Annotated in this window: 17 protein-coding genes; 10 read left to right on the top strand and 7 right to left on the bottom strand. The window is 72.4% G+C overall.

Annotation, left to right across the window (positions count from 1 at the left end; genetic code table 11):
• Positions 1-76 precede the first annotated feature (76 nt).
• Both ACO0M4_RS37155 and ACO0M4_RS37150 read left to right on the top strand, forming a co-directional pair.
• Positions 77-1,618, top strand: a complete 1,542-nt coding sequence (locus tag ACO0M4_RS37155; protein ID WP_430375555.1) for an aldehyde dehydrogenase (NADP(+)) — start codon at positions 77-79, stop codon at positions 1,616-1,618.
• Between the two features lie 8 nt (positions 1,619-1,626).
• Positions 1,627-2,205: an N-acetyltransferase family protein gene (locus tag ACO0M4_RS37150; RefSeq protein WP_430375554.1), complete on the top strand. Its 579-nt coding sequence runs from the start codon at positions 1,627-1,629 to the stop codon at positions 2,203-2,205.
• Here the strand turns inward: ACO0M4_RS37150 and ACO0M4_RS37145 are convergent.
• Positions 2,153-2,842, bottom strand: a complete 690-nt coding sequence (locus tag ACO0M4_RS37145) for a class I SAM-dependent methyltransferase (protein WP_430375553.1) — start codon at positions 2,840-2,842, stop codon at positions 2,153-2,155. The genes ACO0M4_RS37150 and ACO0M4_RS37145 overlap by 53 nt on opposite strands.
• Before the next feature lie 136 nt (positions 2,843-2,978).
• Here ACO0M4_RS37145 and ACO0M4_RS37140 point away from each other — a divergent pair, with 136 nt between their 5' ends.
• The 3 genes from ACO0M4_RS37140 to ACO0M4_RS37130 all read left to right on the top strand — a co-directional run bounded on the left by ACO0M4_RS37140 (position 2,979) and on the right by ACO0M4_RS37130 (position 6,053).
• Positions 2,979-3,683, top strand: coding sequence for a DsbA family oxidoreductase (locus ACO0M4_RS37140; RefSeq protein ID WP_430375552.1), 705 nt, complete (start codon positions 2,979-2,981; stop codon positions 3,681-3,683).
• A gap of 76 nt (positions 3,684-3,759) precedes the next feature.
• A complete protein-coding gene (locus tag ACO0M4_RS37135; RefSeq protein ID WP_430375551.1) occupies positions 3,760-4,842 on the top strand; it encodes an aminotransferase class V-fold PLP-dependent enzyme in 1,083 nt (360 codons plus the stop codon).
• Positions 4,843-4,982: 140 nt separating this feature from the next.
• Positions 4,983-6,053: an alkene reductase gene (locus ACO0M4_RS37130; RefSeq protein WP_430375550.1), complete on the top strand. Its 1,071-nt coding sequence runs from the start codon at positions 4,983-4,985 to the stop codon at positions 6,051-6,053.
• A gap of 112 nt (positions 6,054-6,165) precedes the next feature.
• Here the strand turns inward: ACO0M4_RS37130 and thpD are convergent, their stop codons facing one another.
• From thpD to ectA, 4 genes are all read right to left on the bottom strand, one after another.
• A complete protein-coding gene (gene thpD, locus ACO0M4_RS37125) occupies positions 6,166-7,068 on the bottom strand; it encodes an ectoine hydroxylase (protein ID WP_430375549.1) in 903 nt (300 codons plus the stop codon).
• An 80-nt stretch (positions 7,069-7,148) separates the two neighbouring features.
• Positions 7,149-7,559, bottom strand: a complete 411-nt coding sequence (locus ACO0M4_RS37120; RefSeq protein WP_430375548.1) for an ectoine synthase — start codon at positions 7,557-7,559, stop codon at positions 7,149-7,151.
• 56 nt (positions 7,560-7,615) lie between these two features.
• The gene (gene ectB / locus ACO0M4_RS37115) at positions 7,616-8,884 is read right to left on the bottom strand and encodes a diaminobutyrate--2-oxoglutarate transaminase (RefSeq protein ID WP_430375547.1); all 1,269 of its coding nucleotides are present in this window, start codon (positions 8,882-8,884) and stop codon (positions 7,616-7,618) included.
• Positions 8,885-8,952: 68 nt separating this feature from the next.
• The gene (gene ectA / locus ACO0M4_RS37110; protein ID WP_430375546.1) at positions 8,953-9,519 is read right to left on the bottom strand and encodes a diaminobutyrate acetyltransferase; all 567 of its coding nucleotides are present in this window, start codon (positions 9,517-9,519) and stop codon (positions 8,953-8,955) included.
• 506 nt (positions 9,520-10,025) lie between these two features.
• Between ectA and ACO0M4_RS37105 the strand changes: the two genes are divergently transcribed.
• Positions 10,026-11,117, top strand: a complete 1,092-nt coding sequence (locus ACO0M4_RS37105; protein ID WP_430376040.1) for an amidohydrolase family protein — start codon at positions 10,026-10,028, stop codon at positions 11,115-11,117.
• 101 nt (positions 11,118-11,218) lie between these two features.
• Here the strand turns inward: ACO0M4_RS37105 and ACO0M4_RS37100 are convergent, their stop codons facing one another.
• Positions 11,219-11,647 carry an ArsR/SmtB family transcription factor gene (locus ACO0M4_RS37100; RefSeq protein ID WP_430375545.1) on the bottom strand — a complete coding sequence of 143 codons (429 nt, stop codon included), beginning with the start codon at positions 11,645-11,647 and terminating at the stop codon, positions 11,219-11,221.
• A gap of 147 nt (positions 11,648-11,794) precedes the next feature.
• Between ACO0M4_RS37100 and ACO0M4_RS37095 the strand changes: the two genes are divergently transcribed.
• The 3 genes from ACO0M4_RS37095 to ACO0M4_RS37085 all read left to right on the top strand — a co-directional run bounded on the left by ACO0M4_RS37095 (position 11,795) and on the right by ACO0M4_RS37085 (position 14,231).
• Positions 11,795-12,214 carry a hypothetical protein gene (locus ACO0M4_RS37095; protein WP_430375544.1) on the top strand — a complete coding sequence of 140 codons (420 nt, stop codon included), beginning with the start codon at positions 11,795-11,797 and terminating at the stop codon, positions 12,212-12,214.
• Positions 12,215-12,226: 12 nt separating this feature from the next.
• Positions 12,227-12,973 (top strand): SDR family NAD(P)-dependent oxidoreductase, encoded by a 747-nt coding sequence (locus ACO0M4_RS37090; RefSeq protein WP_430375543.1) that lies wholly within the window; start codon positions 12,227-12,229, stop codon positions 12,971-12,973.
• A 256-nt stretch (positions 12,974-13,229) separates the two neighbouring features.
• A complete protein-coding gene (locus ACO0M4_RS37085; protein WP_430375542.1) occupies positions 13,230-14,231 on the top strand; it encodes an SCO1860 family LAETG-anchored protein in 1,002 nt (333 codons plus the stop codon).
• 227 nt (positions 14,232-14,458) lie between these two features.
• Here the strand turns inward: ACO0M4_RS37085 and tnpA are convergent, their stop codons facing one another.
• Positions 14,459-14,875, bottom strand: coding sequence for an IS200/IS605 family transposase (gene tnpA, locus ACO0M4_RS37080; protein ID WP_430374829.1), 417 nt, complete (start codon positions 14,873-14,875; stop codon positions 14,459-14,461).
• A gap of 26 nt (positions 14,876-14,901) precedes the next feature.
• Between tnpA and ACO0M4_RS37075 the strand changes: the two genes are divergently transcribed.
• Positions 14,902-16,122: an RNA-guided endonuclease InsQ/TnpB family protein gene (locus ACO0M4_RS37075; RefSeq protein ID WP_430375541.1), complete on the top strand. Its 1,221-nt coding sequence runs from the start codon at positions 14,902-14,904 to the stop codon at positions 16,120-16,122.
• Positions 16,123-16,132 lie beyond the last annotated feature (10 nt).

Raw genomic sequence — 16,132 nt, 5'->3', positions numbered from 1 at the left:
CGTGTGCGGCAAGGGTTCGCGCGGCAACGACTTGGCCCGGGAGGGACGCACGGTGACAGCAGCGGGAGCAGCACCGGTGGCAGTACCAGTCTGGAGCGTCGACCCCCGAACCGGGAAGCGTCGGGAGCGGGTTGCGGTGGAGGCCACAGCCCACGCGGTGGACGCCGCGGTCCACGCCGCCCATGCCGCCCGCGGCCCGCTCGCCGACCGCGGCCGACGGGCCGCCCTACTGCGCCGCGCCGCCGCCCTCTTCGAGGCCGACGCCGACCAGGTCATCGCCGCCGCGGACGCCGAAACCGCCCTCGGCACCGCCCGCCTGACCGGCGAACTCGCCCGCACCACCTACCAGTTGCGGTCCTTCGCGGACCTGGTCGACGAGGGGGCCTTCCTCGACGTCCGGATCGACCACCCCGATCCCGGCCTCGTCCCGCCCCGCCCCGACCTGCGTCGTTACAAGATCCCGCTGGGCGTGGTCGCGGTCTACGCCGCCAGCAACTTCCCGCTCGCCTTCTCCGTACCCGGCGGCGACACCGCCAGCGCCCTCGCGGCCGGCTGCCCGGTCGTCGTCAAGGCCCACCCCGACCACCCGGCCACCTCCGAGCGGTGCGCCGCCCTGCTGCGCCGCGCCGCCACCGAGACCGGGCTGCCCGCCGACACCGTGGTCCTGGTGCACGGCTTCCAGGCCGGGCTCGACCTGGTCCGCCATCCGCTCGTCGCCGCGGCCGGCTTCACCGGCTCGGTCAGCGGCGGCCGCGCCCTGTACGACGCCGCCGCGGCCCGCCCGCACCCCATCCCCTTCCACGGCGAACTGGGCAGCCTCAACCCCGTGGTGGTCACCGAGGCCGCGGCCGCCGAACGCGCCGACGAGATCGGCACCGACCTGGCCGGCTCGATGACCCTCGGCACCGGACAGTTCTGCGTCAAGCCGGGACTGGTCCTGGTGCCCGACGGCGCGGCCGGCGACCGGCTGCTGGCCGCGCTCACCACGGCCGCCGGCGCCACCGGGCCGGGCACCATGCTCGACCACCGGATGCGCGACGCCTTCCTCGCCGGCGTCCAGGAAAGGTCCCAACTCCCGGAAGTGCAGGCCCCGTTGACCCCCGACGCCGAGGACGGCGGACACACCGTCACCGCCGCCGTGCTCACCGTCCCCGCCAGCCACCTCGCCACCAGCGGCCCGCACGACCTCCTGCTGGAGGAGTGCTTCGGCCCGGTCACCGTCCTCGCCCGCTGCGCCGGCGACGACGAGGCCGCCGCGGTCCTCGCCCGGATCCCCGGCACCCTCTCCGCCACCCTCCAGCTCTCCGCCGCCGAGGGCGCCGGCACCGACCCCGCGGGCCGCGGCGCCCGGCTGCTCGCCGCGGTCACCCCGCTCGCCGGCCGGGTCGTGGTCAACGGCTGGCCCACCGGCGTCGCGGTCGCCCCCGCCCAGCACCACGGCGGCCCCTACCCGGCCACCACCTCCACCGCCACCTCCGTCGGCGCCACCGCCGTCGAGCGCTGGCTCCGTCCCGTCGCCTACCAGGACACCCCGCCGGCCCTCCTCCCGCCCGAGCTGCGCGACGCCAACCCGCTGGGGTTGCCGCGCCGCGTCGACGGCCGGGCCGAGGGGGCATAGGTCGACGCATGGCCCCCGCCGCCCCGCCGCACCCCGCCCCACAGGTCCGCCCCGCCACCACCGCCGACCTGGAGTCGATCGCCGCCCTGCACACCGCAGCCCGCGCCGCCTACCTCCGCGGCCGGATACCGGACGCGCCCTTCGACGCGCCCGCCGAACACGCCCGCTGGCGGGACGCCTGGGCCCGGGTGCTGCACCACGACGAGGCCCCGACCCTCTGCGCCGTGCGCCACGGCACCGTCGTCGGCGCCGCCTCCTACCGCCTCCACGCCTCGGTGCGGGGGGAACCCCCTCGCACCGCCCCCGCAAGCACCGTCAAGCTCCACCAGCTGCACGTCGACCCGGCCCACTGGGGCACCGGCGTGGGCCGCGCCCTGCACAGCGCCTGCCTGCACGCCTGGCGCGCCGCCGGCTGCTCCCGGGCCGTCCTCGACGTGCTCTGGCACAACCACCGCGCCCGCACCTTCTACAGCAGCCTGGGCTGGTGTCCCGATCCGGACCGCCGCCCGGCCCCCGACGCCGTCCACCTCGCGCTCACCCTGTGCCTGACCCCTCCCAAGGGCCCGCCGGCTCCCGCCGCGCCATGATCTGAAGCCGCTCGGCGGTCCGGCCGTCCAGCGTCGGCACCGTCGCCCGGCACTCCCGCAGCCCCGTGAAACCCGCCGCCCGCAGCAGCCCCCGCAGCCACTGTGGCGCGTGGTGCCGGAACACCCCGCCGTCCTCCGTCTCGAACACCCCGTACGTCCCGTACCGGGCCGCGAACCGCCCGTACCGCTCGCGGTTGAACGGGTCGTCCTGCAACGGCACGTCGCTCAGGTACAGCACCCCGCCTGGCCGCACCAGCCGCGCCAGTTCCCCGACGATCGCCCGCTGTCCGGCATCGTCCGGTACGCAGGTCAGCACCGCGAACAACAGCGCCGCGTCGAAACTGCGGTCCGCGAACGGCAGCGGGAACCCCGCCCACCGCAGCAGCGCCAGCCCCGGGTGCTCGCGCCGCCCCCGCGCGATCAGCGCCGCCGACCGGTCCACCCCGCGCACCGCCTGGTACCCCAGCCCCCTCAGCTCGGCGGTGAGCCGCCCGTATCCGCATCCGTAGTCCAGCACCCGCGCGGACCGCGGCACGTACTCCGTCAGCAGTCCGGGATCGATCGGGTGCGTGAAGGTCTTGGCGGCCCCGGTCGTCTCCCAGAACCCGTCGGTCGCGTGCGGCGGTGGCATACCCATATCGGGACGGTACCGCCCGTAACGCCGCAAGATCCGGCATGCCGCCCGCCCCGGAATAACCCCCGCCCCCGCCCCGTTACACCCCTCCGTACACCTGACCGGTCGCCGGCCGGTCCCCCCGAGGAAAGTCATCCCCATGCGCGTCGAAATCTGGTCGGACATCGCCTGCCCCTGGTGCTACATCGGCAAGGCACGGTTCGAGGCCGGTCTGGCGGCCTTCGCCCACCGGGCGGACGTCGAGGTCGTCCACCGTTCCTTCGAGCTGGACCGGGACGCCCCGCCCGCCACCGACCAGCCGATCCTCGACATGCTCGCGGCGAAGTACGGCGTCAGCCGGGCCCAGGCCGAGGCGATGGAGGCCCGGGTCGCCGAGGCGGCGGCCGCGGAGGGGCTGGGCTACCGCTCCGACCGCATCCACGGCAACACCTTCGACCTGCACCGCCTGCTCCACCTGGCCAAGGCCCATGGGGTGCAGGACGCGCTGCTCACCGCCCTCTACGACGCCAACTTCGCCGAGGCTCGGCAGCTCGGCGACCCCGCCGTGCTGACCGGGATCGCGGTCGAGGCCGGTCTGCCCGCCGACGAGGCCGCCCGGGTCCTGGCCGACCCGGACGCCTACGCCGCCGACGTCCGCGCCGACGAGCACGCCGCCGCCGAACTGGGCGCCACCGGCGTCCCCTTCTTCGTCATCGACCGTCGCTACGGCATCTCCGGCGCCCAGCCGGTGGACGTCTTCCGCCAGGCGCTGGAGCGGGCGCACGCCGACTCCGCCGTCCAGGTGCTGGCCACCGGCGACGCGGACACCTGCACGGACGGGAGCTGCGCCGTCCCGGAGGCGTGAGCCGACCGGAACCGCCTCCGGCGTCCCGGGCCTGTGCCGTGGACGCCGGAGGCGGTTACCGGCCAGAGTGGGGGCCATGCAGCGACACACGGCACTGGGCGGGGACGAGTTCGCACCCGAGACGGTCTACCTGAACTCGGCGGCCAGCGGGCTGCTGCCCGCGCGGACCGCCGCCGCGCTACGGGACGCGCTGACGGAGTCGGCGTCGTACGGGACGATGGGGCGCGACTACCTCGGCACGGCGCAGCGGGCGCGTGAGGCGTTCGCGCGGCTGGTGGGGGTGCCCGCTGAGCGGGTCGCGGTGGGCAGTTCGGTCGCGGTGCAGTCGGCGTTCGTCGCGGCCTCGCTGCCGGCCGGCAGCGAAGTGCTGGTCGCCGAGGGGGACTTCAGTTCGCTGGTGAATCCGCTGACGGCGCACGGCGGTTGCACGGTGCGGGCGGTGCCGCGGGAGACGCTCGCCGATGCGGTGCGGCCCGGGACGGCGCTGGTCGCGGTGAGCGCGGTGCACGCGCTGGACGGCCGGATCGCCGACCTGGCCGCCATCCGGGACGCCGCCCGGGCGCATGGGGCGCTGACGTACGTCGACATCACGCAGGCCGCCGGGTGGCTGCCGGTGCCGGTCGCCGACTTCGACTACGTGGTGTGCGGGGCGTACAAGTGGCTGCTGTGCCCGAAGGGGGCGACGTTCATGGTCTTCGGCGGGGAGCGGGCGGCACGCGGCGACCTGGGCGGCCCGGGGTGGCCGGTGCCGGTGCACGCCGGATGGGTCGCCGGGGAGGACCCGGGGGAGTCGAACTACGGCCCGATCGACCGGCCGGCGGCGACCACCCGCCGCTACGACGAGCCGCACGCCCACTACTCCTACGTGGGCGCCGCACAGTCCCTCGGGCTGCTGGCGGAGATCGGCGTGGCGACCGTCCACGCCCACAACGTGGCGCTGGCCGAGCAGTACCGCGCCGGGCTGGTGGCGGCCGGGTTCGCCCCGCGGCCCGCGCCCGGGTCCGCGATCGTCTCCACCCCGGGGCTGGCGGACGCCGAACCGCGGCTGGCCGGGGCCGGGGTGCGGGTGTCGGTCCGCGGCGGGCTGCTCCGGGCGGCGTTCCACCTCTACAACTCCTCCCAGGACGTGGCACAGGCGCTGGCGCTGCTGGTCCCGTGACGGCCCGATTGCCGTCCGTTGCCGCGGCGTTTCCGCAGGCCAGGGGGGTGCATGGCGGGACGCGGCGGCTGATGTAATGGCCAAAGCTTCAGCTCGGCAGGCGAGTTGATGACCCGTGACCCACAGCTGAGAGGCCGTCAGTGAGCACTGCGTTCGACCCCATAGACCTCGCCGGTGTCCCGCTCGCCAACCGCATCGTCATGGCGCCGATGACCCGCAACCGCGCCACCGAAGAGGGGGTGCCCACCCCGTCCATGGTCCGCTACTACACCCAGCGGGCCTCGGCCGGCCTCATCGTCACCGAGGCCACCCAGACCGAGGTGGTCGGCCGCGGGTACCCGCTCACGCCGGGCCTGCACACCGCCGAGCAGGTCGCCGGCTGGCGCCGGGTCACCGACTCCGTCCACGCGGCCGGCGGCCGGATCTTCGCCCAGCTGTGGCACGGCGGCCGGATCGGCCACCCGGTGCTGCTGCCCGACGGGCTGGAGCCGGTCGGCCCGTCCGCGGTGAAGGCGGCAGGCCAGGGCTTCACCCAGAACGGCCCGACGGACTTCGTCACCCCGCGCGAGCTGACCGACGAGGAGATCCGCGCGACCGTTGACGGGTTCGCGGCCGCGGCCCGCAACGCCATCGAGGCCGGCTTCGACGGGGTCGAGATCCACGGCGCCAACGGCTACCTCGTCCACCAGTTCCTGGCCCCCAACGCCAACCTGCGCACCGACCAGTGGGGCGGCTCCGACGTGGCCCGCGCCCGGTTCGCGATCGAGGTGGTCACAGCGGTCGCCGGCGCGATCGGCGCGCACCGCACCGGTCTGCGACTCTCGCCCGGCAACCCGTTCAACGACATCGCCGAGCCCGCACCGGAGGCCACCTACACCGCACTGGTCGAGGCCATCGCCCCGCTGGGCCTGGCCTACCTGCACACCTGCGACGTCCGTGACCTGGAGCTGCTGGCCCGGCTGCGGAAGCGGTTCGGCGGCCCGTTCCTGCTCAACCCGGCGACCGACGGCCGGCCCACCGGCCCCGAGGAACTGCCGCTCGTCGAGCAGGGCGAGGCCGATCTGCTCGCGTACGGCGCGCTCTTCATCGCCAACCCCGACCTGCCCCGCCGCCTGGCGGCCGGCGGCCCGTTCAACACCCCGGACCGGGCCAGCTTCTACGGCGGCGACGACCGCGGATACCTGGACTACCCTGCCCTGGAGGGCAACTGACGGTACGTCAGTTAACGGAGCGCGGCGGCCGCCGCACAGCGCCACGGGGGTGCTGTGCGGCGGCCGTCTGTCGTACGCACCGCCCGCCGCCGCGCGGGCGGTGCGCGGGTCGCTAGCCGACCGGCACGAACGGGGCCCGTGCCCCGATGTACTCCGGGCGCCGGACCGGGGCCGCGAACGGCTCCACCGCGGTGTTCTCCATGCTGTTGAAGACGATGAAGACGTTGCTGCGCGGGTACGGCGTGATGTTGTCGCCGGAGCCGTGCATGGCGTTGCAGTCGAACCACGTCGCCGAGCCGGCCCGGCCGGTGAACAGGCGGATGCCGTGCCGGTCCGCCATCGTCGTCAGCGCCTCGTCCGACGGCGTGCCCGCATCCTGCATCTGGAGCGACTTCTTGTAGTTGTCCTTCGGGGTGGCACCCTCGCACCCGACGAAGTACCGGTGCGATCCGGGCATGATCATCAGGCCGCCGTTGGTGTCGAAGTTCTCGGTCAGCGCGATCGACACCGACACGGTGCGCATGTTCGGCAGCCCGTCCTCGGCGTGCCAGGTCTCGAAGTCCGAGTGCCAGTAGAAGCCGGAGGCGCCGAAACCCGGCTTGACGTTGATCCGCGACTGGTGGACGTAGACGTCCGAGCCGAGGATCTGGCGGGCCCGGCCGACTACGCGCGGATCGGTGACCAGCTTCGCGAACACCTCGCTGATCCGGTGCACTTCGAAGACCGAGCGGACGTCCTGGGTCGTCGGCTCGACGATCGAGCGCGGGTCGGTACGCGTCACCGGGTCGTTGACCAACCGGTCCAACTCGGCGCGGTACACCGCGACCTCGTCCGCGGTGAGCAGCTCCGGGAGGGCGAAGAAGCCGTCCCGTTCGAAGTCGCCCAGCTCGGACGCGGCGAAGGGGCCCGCCGCTCCGGGCTGCGACCACACCACCGGGTCCTGCCGCGGGGTGATGACCTCGGAGGTCCCACGGGTCGGGTACAGGTCGGCGGTGCGCTCGGGTGCGGTGGTCATGGTGGTGCCTTCCTCTCCTCTCGTACGGAATCTCACTGCGTCACGGTGACGCCGGACGGTGGACGGTCCGGTGTCTGTGCTCAGCTCGCCTCGGGCTCGGGCTCGGTGAGCAGCGGGTAGACGCCGTTCTCGTCGTGGTCCTCGCGGCCGGTGACCGGCGGGTTGAAGACGCACAGGCAGCGGAAGTCCTCTTTGATCCGCATGGTGTGCTTCTCGTGCCCGTCGAGCAGGTACATCACGCCGGGCGTGATGAGGTGCTGCTCGCCGGTCTCGTCGTTGGTCAGCTCGGCCACGCCCTCGACGCAGACCACGGCCTCGATGTGGTTGGCGTACCACATCGACGTCTCGGTGCCTGCGTACAGGACGGTCTCGTGGAGCGAGAAGCCGACCCGCTCCTTGGCGAGCACGATGCGCTTGCTCTCCCACGTGCCGGACTGGGCCTTGACGTGGCGGTCGGTGCCTTCGATGTCCTTGAACGAGCGGACGATCATGGTGCGTCGGGTGCCTTTCTGTTGAACGGTGCGGGCCGTCGGACGACGGGGAGCGGTCAGGCGCAGTCGCGCACCGCGCGGGCGAGGGTCCGCAGGCCCTCGTCCAGCTCCTCGGGGGTGGTCGTCAGCGCGGGCAGCAGCTTGACGACCTCGCTCTGCGGGCCGGAGGTCTCGATGAGCAGCCCCAGCTCGAAAGCGCGCTTGGCGATCTTGTTGGCGAGCTCCTTGTCGGTGCACTCCAGGCCCCACACCAGACCGCGGCCGCGGTACTCGGCGAAGACGCCGGGGTGCTCGGCGATGATGGCCTTGAGGTGCGTCTCGACGATCTCACCGCGGGCCAGCGTCTGCTTCTCCATCTGACCGTCGGCCCAGTACGTGTCGAGGGCGGCGGCCGCGGTGACGAAGGCTGGGTTGTTGCCGCGGAAGGTGCCGTTGTGCTCGCCGGGCTCCCAGATGTCCAGCTCCGGCTTGAACATCGTCAGGGCCAGCGGGAGTCCGTAGCCGCTGATGGACTTGGAGACGGTGACGATGTCCGGCACGATGCCCGCCTCCTCGAAGGAGAAGAAGGCACCGGTGCGGCCGCAGCCCATCTGGATGTCGTCGACGATCAGCAGCATGTCCTGGCGCTCGCAGAGCGCGGCCAGGGCGCGCAGCCACTCGGCGCGGGCGACGTTGATCCCGCCCTCGCCCTGCACGGTCTCCACGATCACCGCCGCGGGCTTGTTCAGGCCCGAACCCTGGTCCTCCAACAGCCGCTCGAACCACAGGAAGTCCGGCGTCTGCCCGTCCAGGTAGTTGTCGAACGGCATCGGGGTGCCGTGCACCAGCGGGATGCCGGCGCCGGCCCGCTTCATCGAGTTGCCGGTGACCGCCAGCGCACCCAGCGACATGCCGTGGAAGGCGTTGGTGAAGGAGACGATCGACTCCCGGCCCTTGACCTTCCGGGCCAGTTTGAGCGCGGCCTCGACCGCGTTGGCGCCCGTCGGGCCCGGGAACATGACCTTGTAGGGCAGGTCGCGCGGCCGCAGGATGATGTTCTGCAGCGACTCCAGGAAGGCCCGTTTGGCCGTGGTGGACATGTCCAGGCCGTGGGTGATGCCGTCCCGCTCGATGTAGTCGATCAGGGCGCGTTTGAGGACCGGGTTGTTGTGGCCGTAGTTGAGCGACCCGGCGCCGGCGAAGAAGTCCAGGTAGGTGTGGCCGTCCTCGTCGGTCAGGCGGCTGCCCTGCGCGCGGTCGAAGACGGTCGGCCAGCCACGGCAGTAGCTGCGCACCTCCGACTCGACGGTTTCGAAGACGCTCAGATCGGGCTGGGTGATGGTCACAGCATGCTCCTGGGAGATGAGTGCGGGGGGAGAGAAGTCTGGGGGCGGCGCCGTGCGCGCGGCCCGGGTCAGCGGTTGCTGCCGGGCGGCGCCTCGAACGGGCCGATGAGGTGTCGGACTTCCGGCTCGTGGCCCTGCTCGGGGAAGAGCGCGGCGTCGAAGAGCACCTCGTGCATGACCGGCACCGAGTGCCGCTCGGCGAACGATGCGAACAGTCGGTTGGACGCGTCGTTGTCGGGCGTGATGGTGGTCTCCACGCGACGTATGCCCAGTTCGTCGATGGCGCGGGTGGTCAGCCCGTCCAGGAGGGCGGCGGCCAGGCCCCGTCCGCGGTGCGCCTCGTCGACGGCGATCTGCCAGACGACGAGGGTGTCCGGGCGGTCGGGGCGTACGTAGCCGGTGACGAACGCGGCCGGCTGGCCCGCCGTGTCACGGGCGACGGCGGAGGTGGCGGCGAAGTCGCGGCACCACAGGAGGTAGCTGTAGGAGGAGTTGAGGTCCAGCGTCTTCGAGTCGCAGGCGATGCGCCAGATCGCTGCCCCGTCCTCCACCTGTGGGGTGTCGAGCTTGAAGCCCTCCGGGAATTCCTTGAAATCGCTTCGGGCACCGGCATGGTCTGCTTGTGCGGCGGTCATGCAATTGAATTTACCCAGGGGAAAAGTAAATTGCATCGCGGGTCCCGGTTACGCGGGAGACGTTTTTGTGTTATCACGCGGGGGCGTGCGAGCGCGCGATCCAGTGGCAAGTTGTCCTGGTTCGTCATAGAAGTTCGGGGCGAAACGGACACGCTGTGTAGTCGGTCACAGCTCAGTAACGCTCGTGTGAAGTGCCTGAATTATGAGACTTGATGCTAGCGAAATCTTGGCGTTTGAGGTCCGGAAAAGCGGGCATACGAATACGGGAAGCTGGCTTCTGGGGAAGTGAGAATTTGCCGCCAGAAGGCGCCGCGGAAGGTTCACCAAAAGGTCCGCGAGAAGCTACCGGAGCTCGACTCCGACAAGATGCGGGAAGTGTCGCAAGATGATAGGGCGGATAGCCGCGGCGCGATTTCGGATATCCACGCGCCGGATGTCCGGTGCGGGCGCCAAGCGCACCGTGGTCGCCGGCCGCGGCCCCCGCATACAGTGCGTGCATGACGTCCATGAGTGAAGGTGCAGTGCTGCACCTCAAGGGGAGGGTGCTCGTCGGACCGGACGAGGTCCGCGACGAGCTGTGGGTCATCGACGGCCGGGTGACGTTCGAGCGACCGGCCATGGCACGGGATGCCAGGACCGTCGCCGGCTGGGTGCTGCCGGGCCTGGTCGACGCCCACTGTCACGTCGGACTGGACGCGCACGGGCCGGTGGACGCCGCCACCAGCGAGAAGCAGGCGCTCACCGACCGTGACGCCGGCACCCTCCTGATCCGGGACGCCGGCTCGCCCTCGGACACCCGCTGGATCGACGACCGCCCCGACCTGCCACGGATCATCCGCGCCGGCCGGCACATCGCCCGCACCAAGCGCTACATCCGTAACTACGCGCACGAGATCGAGCCGGCGGACCTGGTCGCCTACGTGGCCCAGGAAGCCCGGCGCGGCGACGGCTGGGTCAAGCTCGTCGGCGACTGGATCGACCGCTCGGTCGGCGATCTGGCCGCCTGCTGGCCGCCCGGCGAGGTGGCCGCCGCCATCGCCGAGGCGCACCGGCTCGGTGCCCGGGTCACCGCCCACTGCTTCGCCGAGGAGTCCCTCGCCCCGCTGGTCGAGGCCGGGATCGACTGCATCGAGCACGCCACCGGCCTGACCGAGGACACCATCCCGCTCTTCGCCGAGCGCCAGGTCGCCATCGTCCCCACCCTGGTCAACATCGCGACGTTCCCGCAGCTCGCGTTCGCCGGCGGGGCGAAGTTCCCCCGCTGGGCGGACCACATGCGCCGGCTGCACGACCGGCGCTACGACACCGTACGGGCCGCCTATGACGCCGGTGTGCCGATCTTCGCCGGCACCGACGCCGGCGGTTCGCTGCCGCACGGCCTGGTCGCCGACGAGGTCGCCGAACTGATGAAGGCCGGGCTGCCCGTCGAGGCCGCCCTCTCGGCGACGACCTGGGGCGCCCGGGAGTGGCTGGGCCGCCCCGGCCTCACCGAGGGTGCCCCGGCGGACCTGGTCGTCTTCGAGACCGACCCGCGGGCCGACGTCCGGGTGCTGGCGGCGCCGCGCCTGGTGGTGCTGCGCGGCCGGGTGGTCGGCTGAGCACCCTCGGGGCGCGGCCGGACGGCTTCCAGGGCCGTTCCGGTGGGATCACGGCCGGACGGGTCCTGGGGCCTGTCCGCCCCTGACCCACCGGACGGGTCCTAGGGCCGAGCGTCGTGCGGCGGTGCGTCCGCCGCCGTGCCCCGCTCCGCCGCGTCGGCCCGCAGCAGCGCCTCCACCAGGCCGGGGAAGCGCGCTTCGAGGTCGGCGCGGCGCAGCGAGACGTAGCGCTCGCGGCCGGCCCGGCGGGTGTGGGTCCAGCCCGCCGTCCGCAGGATCCGGAAGTGGTAGGAGCCGGTGGCCCGGCTGACCGGCAGCTCGATCTCCCCGCAGCCCACCTCGCCTTCCGTGGCGAGTCGATGCACGACCCGCCGCCGCAGCGGGTCGCTGAACGCCTGGAGCAGGTCGCCGAGCCGGATCCGCGCGGTCTCCGGCTGGTCGGGGTCGGCCGGTGCGGAGGTGGCGTCGGGGGCCCCGCCCGCCCCTTGAGGGCTCGGGGGAGGGGCCGCGCCCGGGTCCGTACGAGACATTGTTCGAGAACTCTCTAAACGAGTGATACGGTCGGTGATCGTCAATACGTTGACGATCCTCTAATTATTCACCGACGGTGCCCGCGCCCGACGCCACCGGCGTCCCGCCCGCACCGTCGGCACCGACCGCTCCCGCGAGGCTCCGCGATGACCACCGCCGACCCGGCACCCGCACCCGCACCCTTTCCCCCGGCCGCACCCGGCGGGGGTCCGACCTCCGGCGGGCCGCTGCGCACGCTCTTCTGCATCGGGGTGACCCAGGACTTCTTCGCCGCCGACGACGCGCTGCGCGCCACCGTGGCCGCCGCGATTCCCCCCGCCTTCGACCGACTGGGTGAGCGCTTCGGCGTCACGGTGCTCGGCACCCTCGACGACGACCAGCTGATGGTCGGCGCCGCCCCGGCCTGGCCGTGGACCTCGTACGTCCTCGCCGACGTCCCCGACCTGGACACCGTCGCCGCGGTGTGCGGCATCGTCCGCGACACCCCGGTCGGCGACGGGCGGCTGTGGCGCTACCTGCGCATCGAGGCCCGGGTCGGGCGTCCGCTCTTCTTCGGTACGGCCTGAAGGAGGCCCGCTGTGCTCGACACCGGACTCGACGGCCGGACCGTCCTGATCACCGGCAGCGCCCAGGGGCTCGGCGCCGCCCTGGTCCGCGCCTGCCACGCCGAGGGCGCCCACATCGCCGCGCTGGACATCGACGAGGCGGCCAACCGCGCCCTCGTCGAGCGGCTCGACCCCGACAGGGAACGGATCCGGCCGGTCCAGGTCGACCTCGGCGATCCGGACGCGCTCGCCGCCGCCTACGACCGGGTCCGCGCCTGGCGCCCGGTCGACGTGCTGATCAACAACGCCGCCCGGCCGCTCGCCCGGACGCTGTGGGAGATCACCCCCGAGGAGTGGGACGAGGTCTTCGCGGTCAACCTGCGCGCGGTCTTCCTGCTGACCCGCGCGGTCGCCGCCGACATGCGCGACCGCGGCTTCGGGCGGATCGTCAACATGGCCTCCCTCGCCGGCCAGACGCCCCGCCCCACCGGCGCCGCCTACGGCACCAGCAAGGCCGGGCTGATCGCCCTCACCCGGGTCTTCGCGGCCGAACTGGCCCCGTACGGCGTCACGGTGAACGCGGTCGCGCCGGCCATGATCGACACCCCGATGGTCCGCTCGATCGGCCCGGAGGCGCTCGCCGAGCTCACCGACCAGGTGCCGATGGGCCGGATCGCCACCCCGGAGGAGGTCGCCCGGGTCGCCCTCTTCCTCGCCTCCCAGGAGTCGTTCGTCACCGGCGCCACCTACGACGTCAACGGCGGGGCCCTGATGCGCTGACCGTGTGGGCGCACTGCCGGCCGTACCGGGCCACCGTGGCCCGGTACGGCTGTGGTGTGGGGTGTCCGCCGGGGCGGACGAGCCGGAAGGAATCGAATAAGGACACGGAAACCACCCTTTGGGGTGAACTCACCTCGCGTGGCTGTCTGTTCACCCTCAGTGCGTACACGATGTGCGGGTCGAAGCCGTCGGCCCGCGTGATGTCCCCCATTGGCGCGGTCGGCGGCTCCATCTCTCCTGTGGGGGTTCCACACACGTGTCCACCAGTTCCGCCGGTACCACCGGCACGACCGGACGGATCGGCGCCATCCTGGCCGCCGCCGTCCTGACGGCCGGTCCCGCCGTCGCCCTCGCCGCCGCCGCGCCCGCCGCCCACGCCAGTGGCAACGACGGCCGCACCCACGGCACTTCGGGGGCGGTGGTGCTGCGCACCGCCCTGGACGTCGGCCTGCTCGACAAGACCCTGAACATCCCCGTCCGGGCCGTCCTCAACGACGTCCACGCCCCGGCCTCGGCCGACAAGACCGCGCTCACCGTCCGCCTGGACGGCATCGACGGGGGCCGGCCGGTCAGCCTGCTGCGCGCCGACGTCGCCACCGCCCGCGCCACCGCCGACGGGCGGACCGCCGAGGGCTACGCCAACCTCGTCCGGGCCAAGGTCCAACTGCCCGGCCTCCCGGCACTGCCGCTGGCCCAGGTCCAGCAGGTCACCGCCCGCGCCGTCTGCCAGGCGGGACAGCGGCCGCGGGCCGAGGCCCAGGTGCTGGGTGACGTCGTGGTGTTGGGCAAGCGGGTCGCGCTCCGTGCCGGCGGGACCACCGAGGTCACGGTCCCGGGGGTCGGCGACGTCCGGCTCGACCTGTCGCAGAAGAGCACCACCTCGGCGAGCGCCGCCGCCACCGCACTCCGCCTCCGGGTCTCCGTCAACCCGCTCAAGCTCAACGTGGCGGAGGTGCACGGCGATGTCACCCTGGCCCAGGCCACCTGCACCACCCCGCACGGCACCCCCGGTGAGCCCGGCACCCCGCCGTCCCCCGGCCAGCCCCACGGCCCCGGTACGCACCCCGGCGGCGGTACCCAGGTGAACTCCGGCAGCGGCGGCGTCCGCCCGGCCACCGATAAGCACCTCGCCGAGACCGGCGGCAGCTCCGCCACCCCGTATCTCGCCGGCGGCGCGGCCCTGTTGGTCGCCGGTGGTGCCGGGGCGCTGGGCTACACCCGCCGCCGCCGGAACGCCGCGTCGGACGGGCGCGGCTGACGAGTCCGTATCCGCACCGGTGCCGTGGGGGCGCCGGCGCGGGTACGACCGGGTGCGTCGCGTGGGCCCGCGCGACGCACCCACCCCTAGGGCGTGGCCCGGCGGACCACCCCGGCGAGGGGACCACCCCCAGGCGACCGCCCGCGCCCCGCTACCCGGGACTAATCGCAGTGCTCCCCCGTTTGCGGGGGGGTGAAGCGATTCTGAGCGCTGCTCTGACTCGCAGGCTAGAGCGGGCGGTTTTGCTGCTCGATGTACTGACGGACGGTCGACAGTGGAGCGCCGCCGACCGATCCGGCGAAGTAGGAGCCGGACCACAGCCGTTGTGCCCGCCAGTAGTGCCGGACCAGCTCGGGGTACTCCTGGCGGAGCCTGCGGGAGGAGACGCCCTTGAGGGAGTTGACCAGCTTCGATAGGGCGACCTTCGGCGGGAAGTTCACCAGCAGGTGAACGTGGTTGGTCTCGCCGTTGAACTCGACCAGCTCACATTCGAAGTCCTTGCAGACCGCCCGCATGATCTCTTCCATGCGCGTCAGGTGCCGGTCGTTGAAGGCCTTATGCCGGTACTTCGTCACGAAAACCAAGTGTGCGTGCATGACGAACGCGCAGTGCCTGCCAGTGCGGATGTTGTCGTACTCAGCCATAAACCAACTGTAGTACGCTGATCGACATGCAGCTTCGGTACTCCTTCCGGATGTATCCGAACGGCCCTCAGTGCTCAAGCCTTGCCAGGGCGTTCGGATGCGCACGGGTGGTCTACAACGATGCGCTTCGGGCTCGCGAGACCGCCCGCGCCGACGGGAAGGCGTTCCCGAAGACCGGGGACCTGTCGAAGCTGTTGATCACCGAGGCGAAGAAGACCGGGGAACGGGCCTGGCTCGGCGAAGTGTCTGCCGTCGTGCTCCAGCAGTCCCTTCGGGATCTGGACACCGCATACCGGAACTTCTTCGACGGGCTGAAGGGCAAGCGCCCGCGCATGGGCGCGCCCCGGTTCAAGTCCCGCAAGGACAACCGGCAGGCCGTACGGTTCACCGCGAACGCCCGCTGGAAGATCACGATGGGTGGTGACCTGTCGCTCCCGAAGGTCGGGGATGTGCGGGTCAAGTGGTCCCGACCCCTTCCTTCCGCCCCGTCCACGGTGACCGTGGTCAAGGACGCGGCCGGGCGGTACTTCTGCTCGTTCGTCATCGAGACCGGGCCCGGCGAGGCCCTACCCGAGGCAGAGGGGCAGGTCGGTATCGACCTGGGCCTGTCACACTTCGCGATCCTCTCCGACGGCACGAAGATCGACAGCCCCCGCTTCCTGCGCCGGGCCGAGAAGAAGCTGAAGAAGGCACAGCGGGACCTGAGCCGGAAGGCTAAGGGAAGCAGGAACAGGACGAAGGCCCGGCTCAAGGCCGCCCGCGCACACGCGAAGGTGGCCGACGCACGCCGCGAGTTCCACCACCAGCTCTCAACGAAGATCATCCGCGAAAACCAAGCGGTTGCCGTTGAAGACCTGGCGGTCAAGGGACTCGCCCGCACGCGCCTGGCCAAGTCCGTCCACGACGCCGGATGGTCCACGTTCGTCGCGATGCTGGAGTACAAGGCCGCCCGGTACGGGCGCACCCTCGCCAAGATCAGCCGGTTCGAGCCGACCTCTCAGGTCTGCTCACAGTGCGGCATCAAGGACGGCCCTAAACCCCTCCACATCCGCGTGTGGGAGTGCGGGGCGTGCGGGGCCGTCCTGGACCGGGACATCAACGCGGCGGTCAACGTCGCCAAGGCGGCCGGACTGGCCGTGTCAGCCTGCGGAGCGCGGGTAAGACCGGGACCCGTCCCGGCACAGCGCGATGAACCAGGAACCCACCGAGACGGTCAGAAGACCGTGGTAGGAATCCCCTCCCTTTAGGGAGGGGAGC

This window comes from Streptomyces sp. RGM 3693, assembly GCF_050471125.1.
GTDB lineage: Bacteria > Actinomycetota > Actinomycetes > Streptomycetales > Streptomycetaceae > Streptomyces.
The sequence above is the reverse complement of the archived record's forward strand: the minus strand, read 5'-3'. Positions and strand labels throughout refer to the sequence as shown.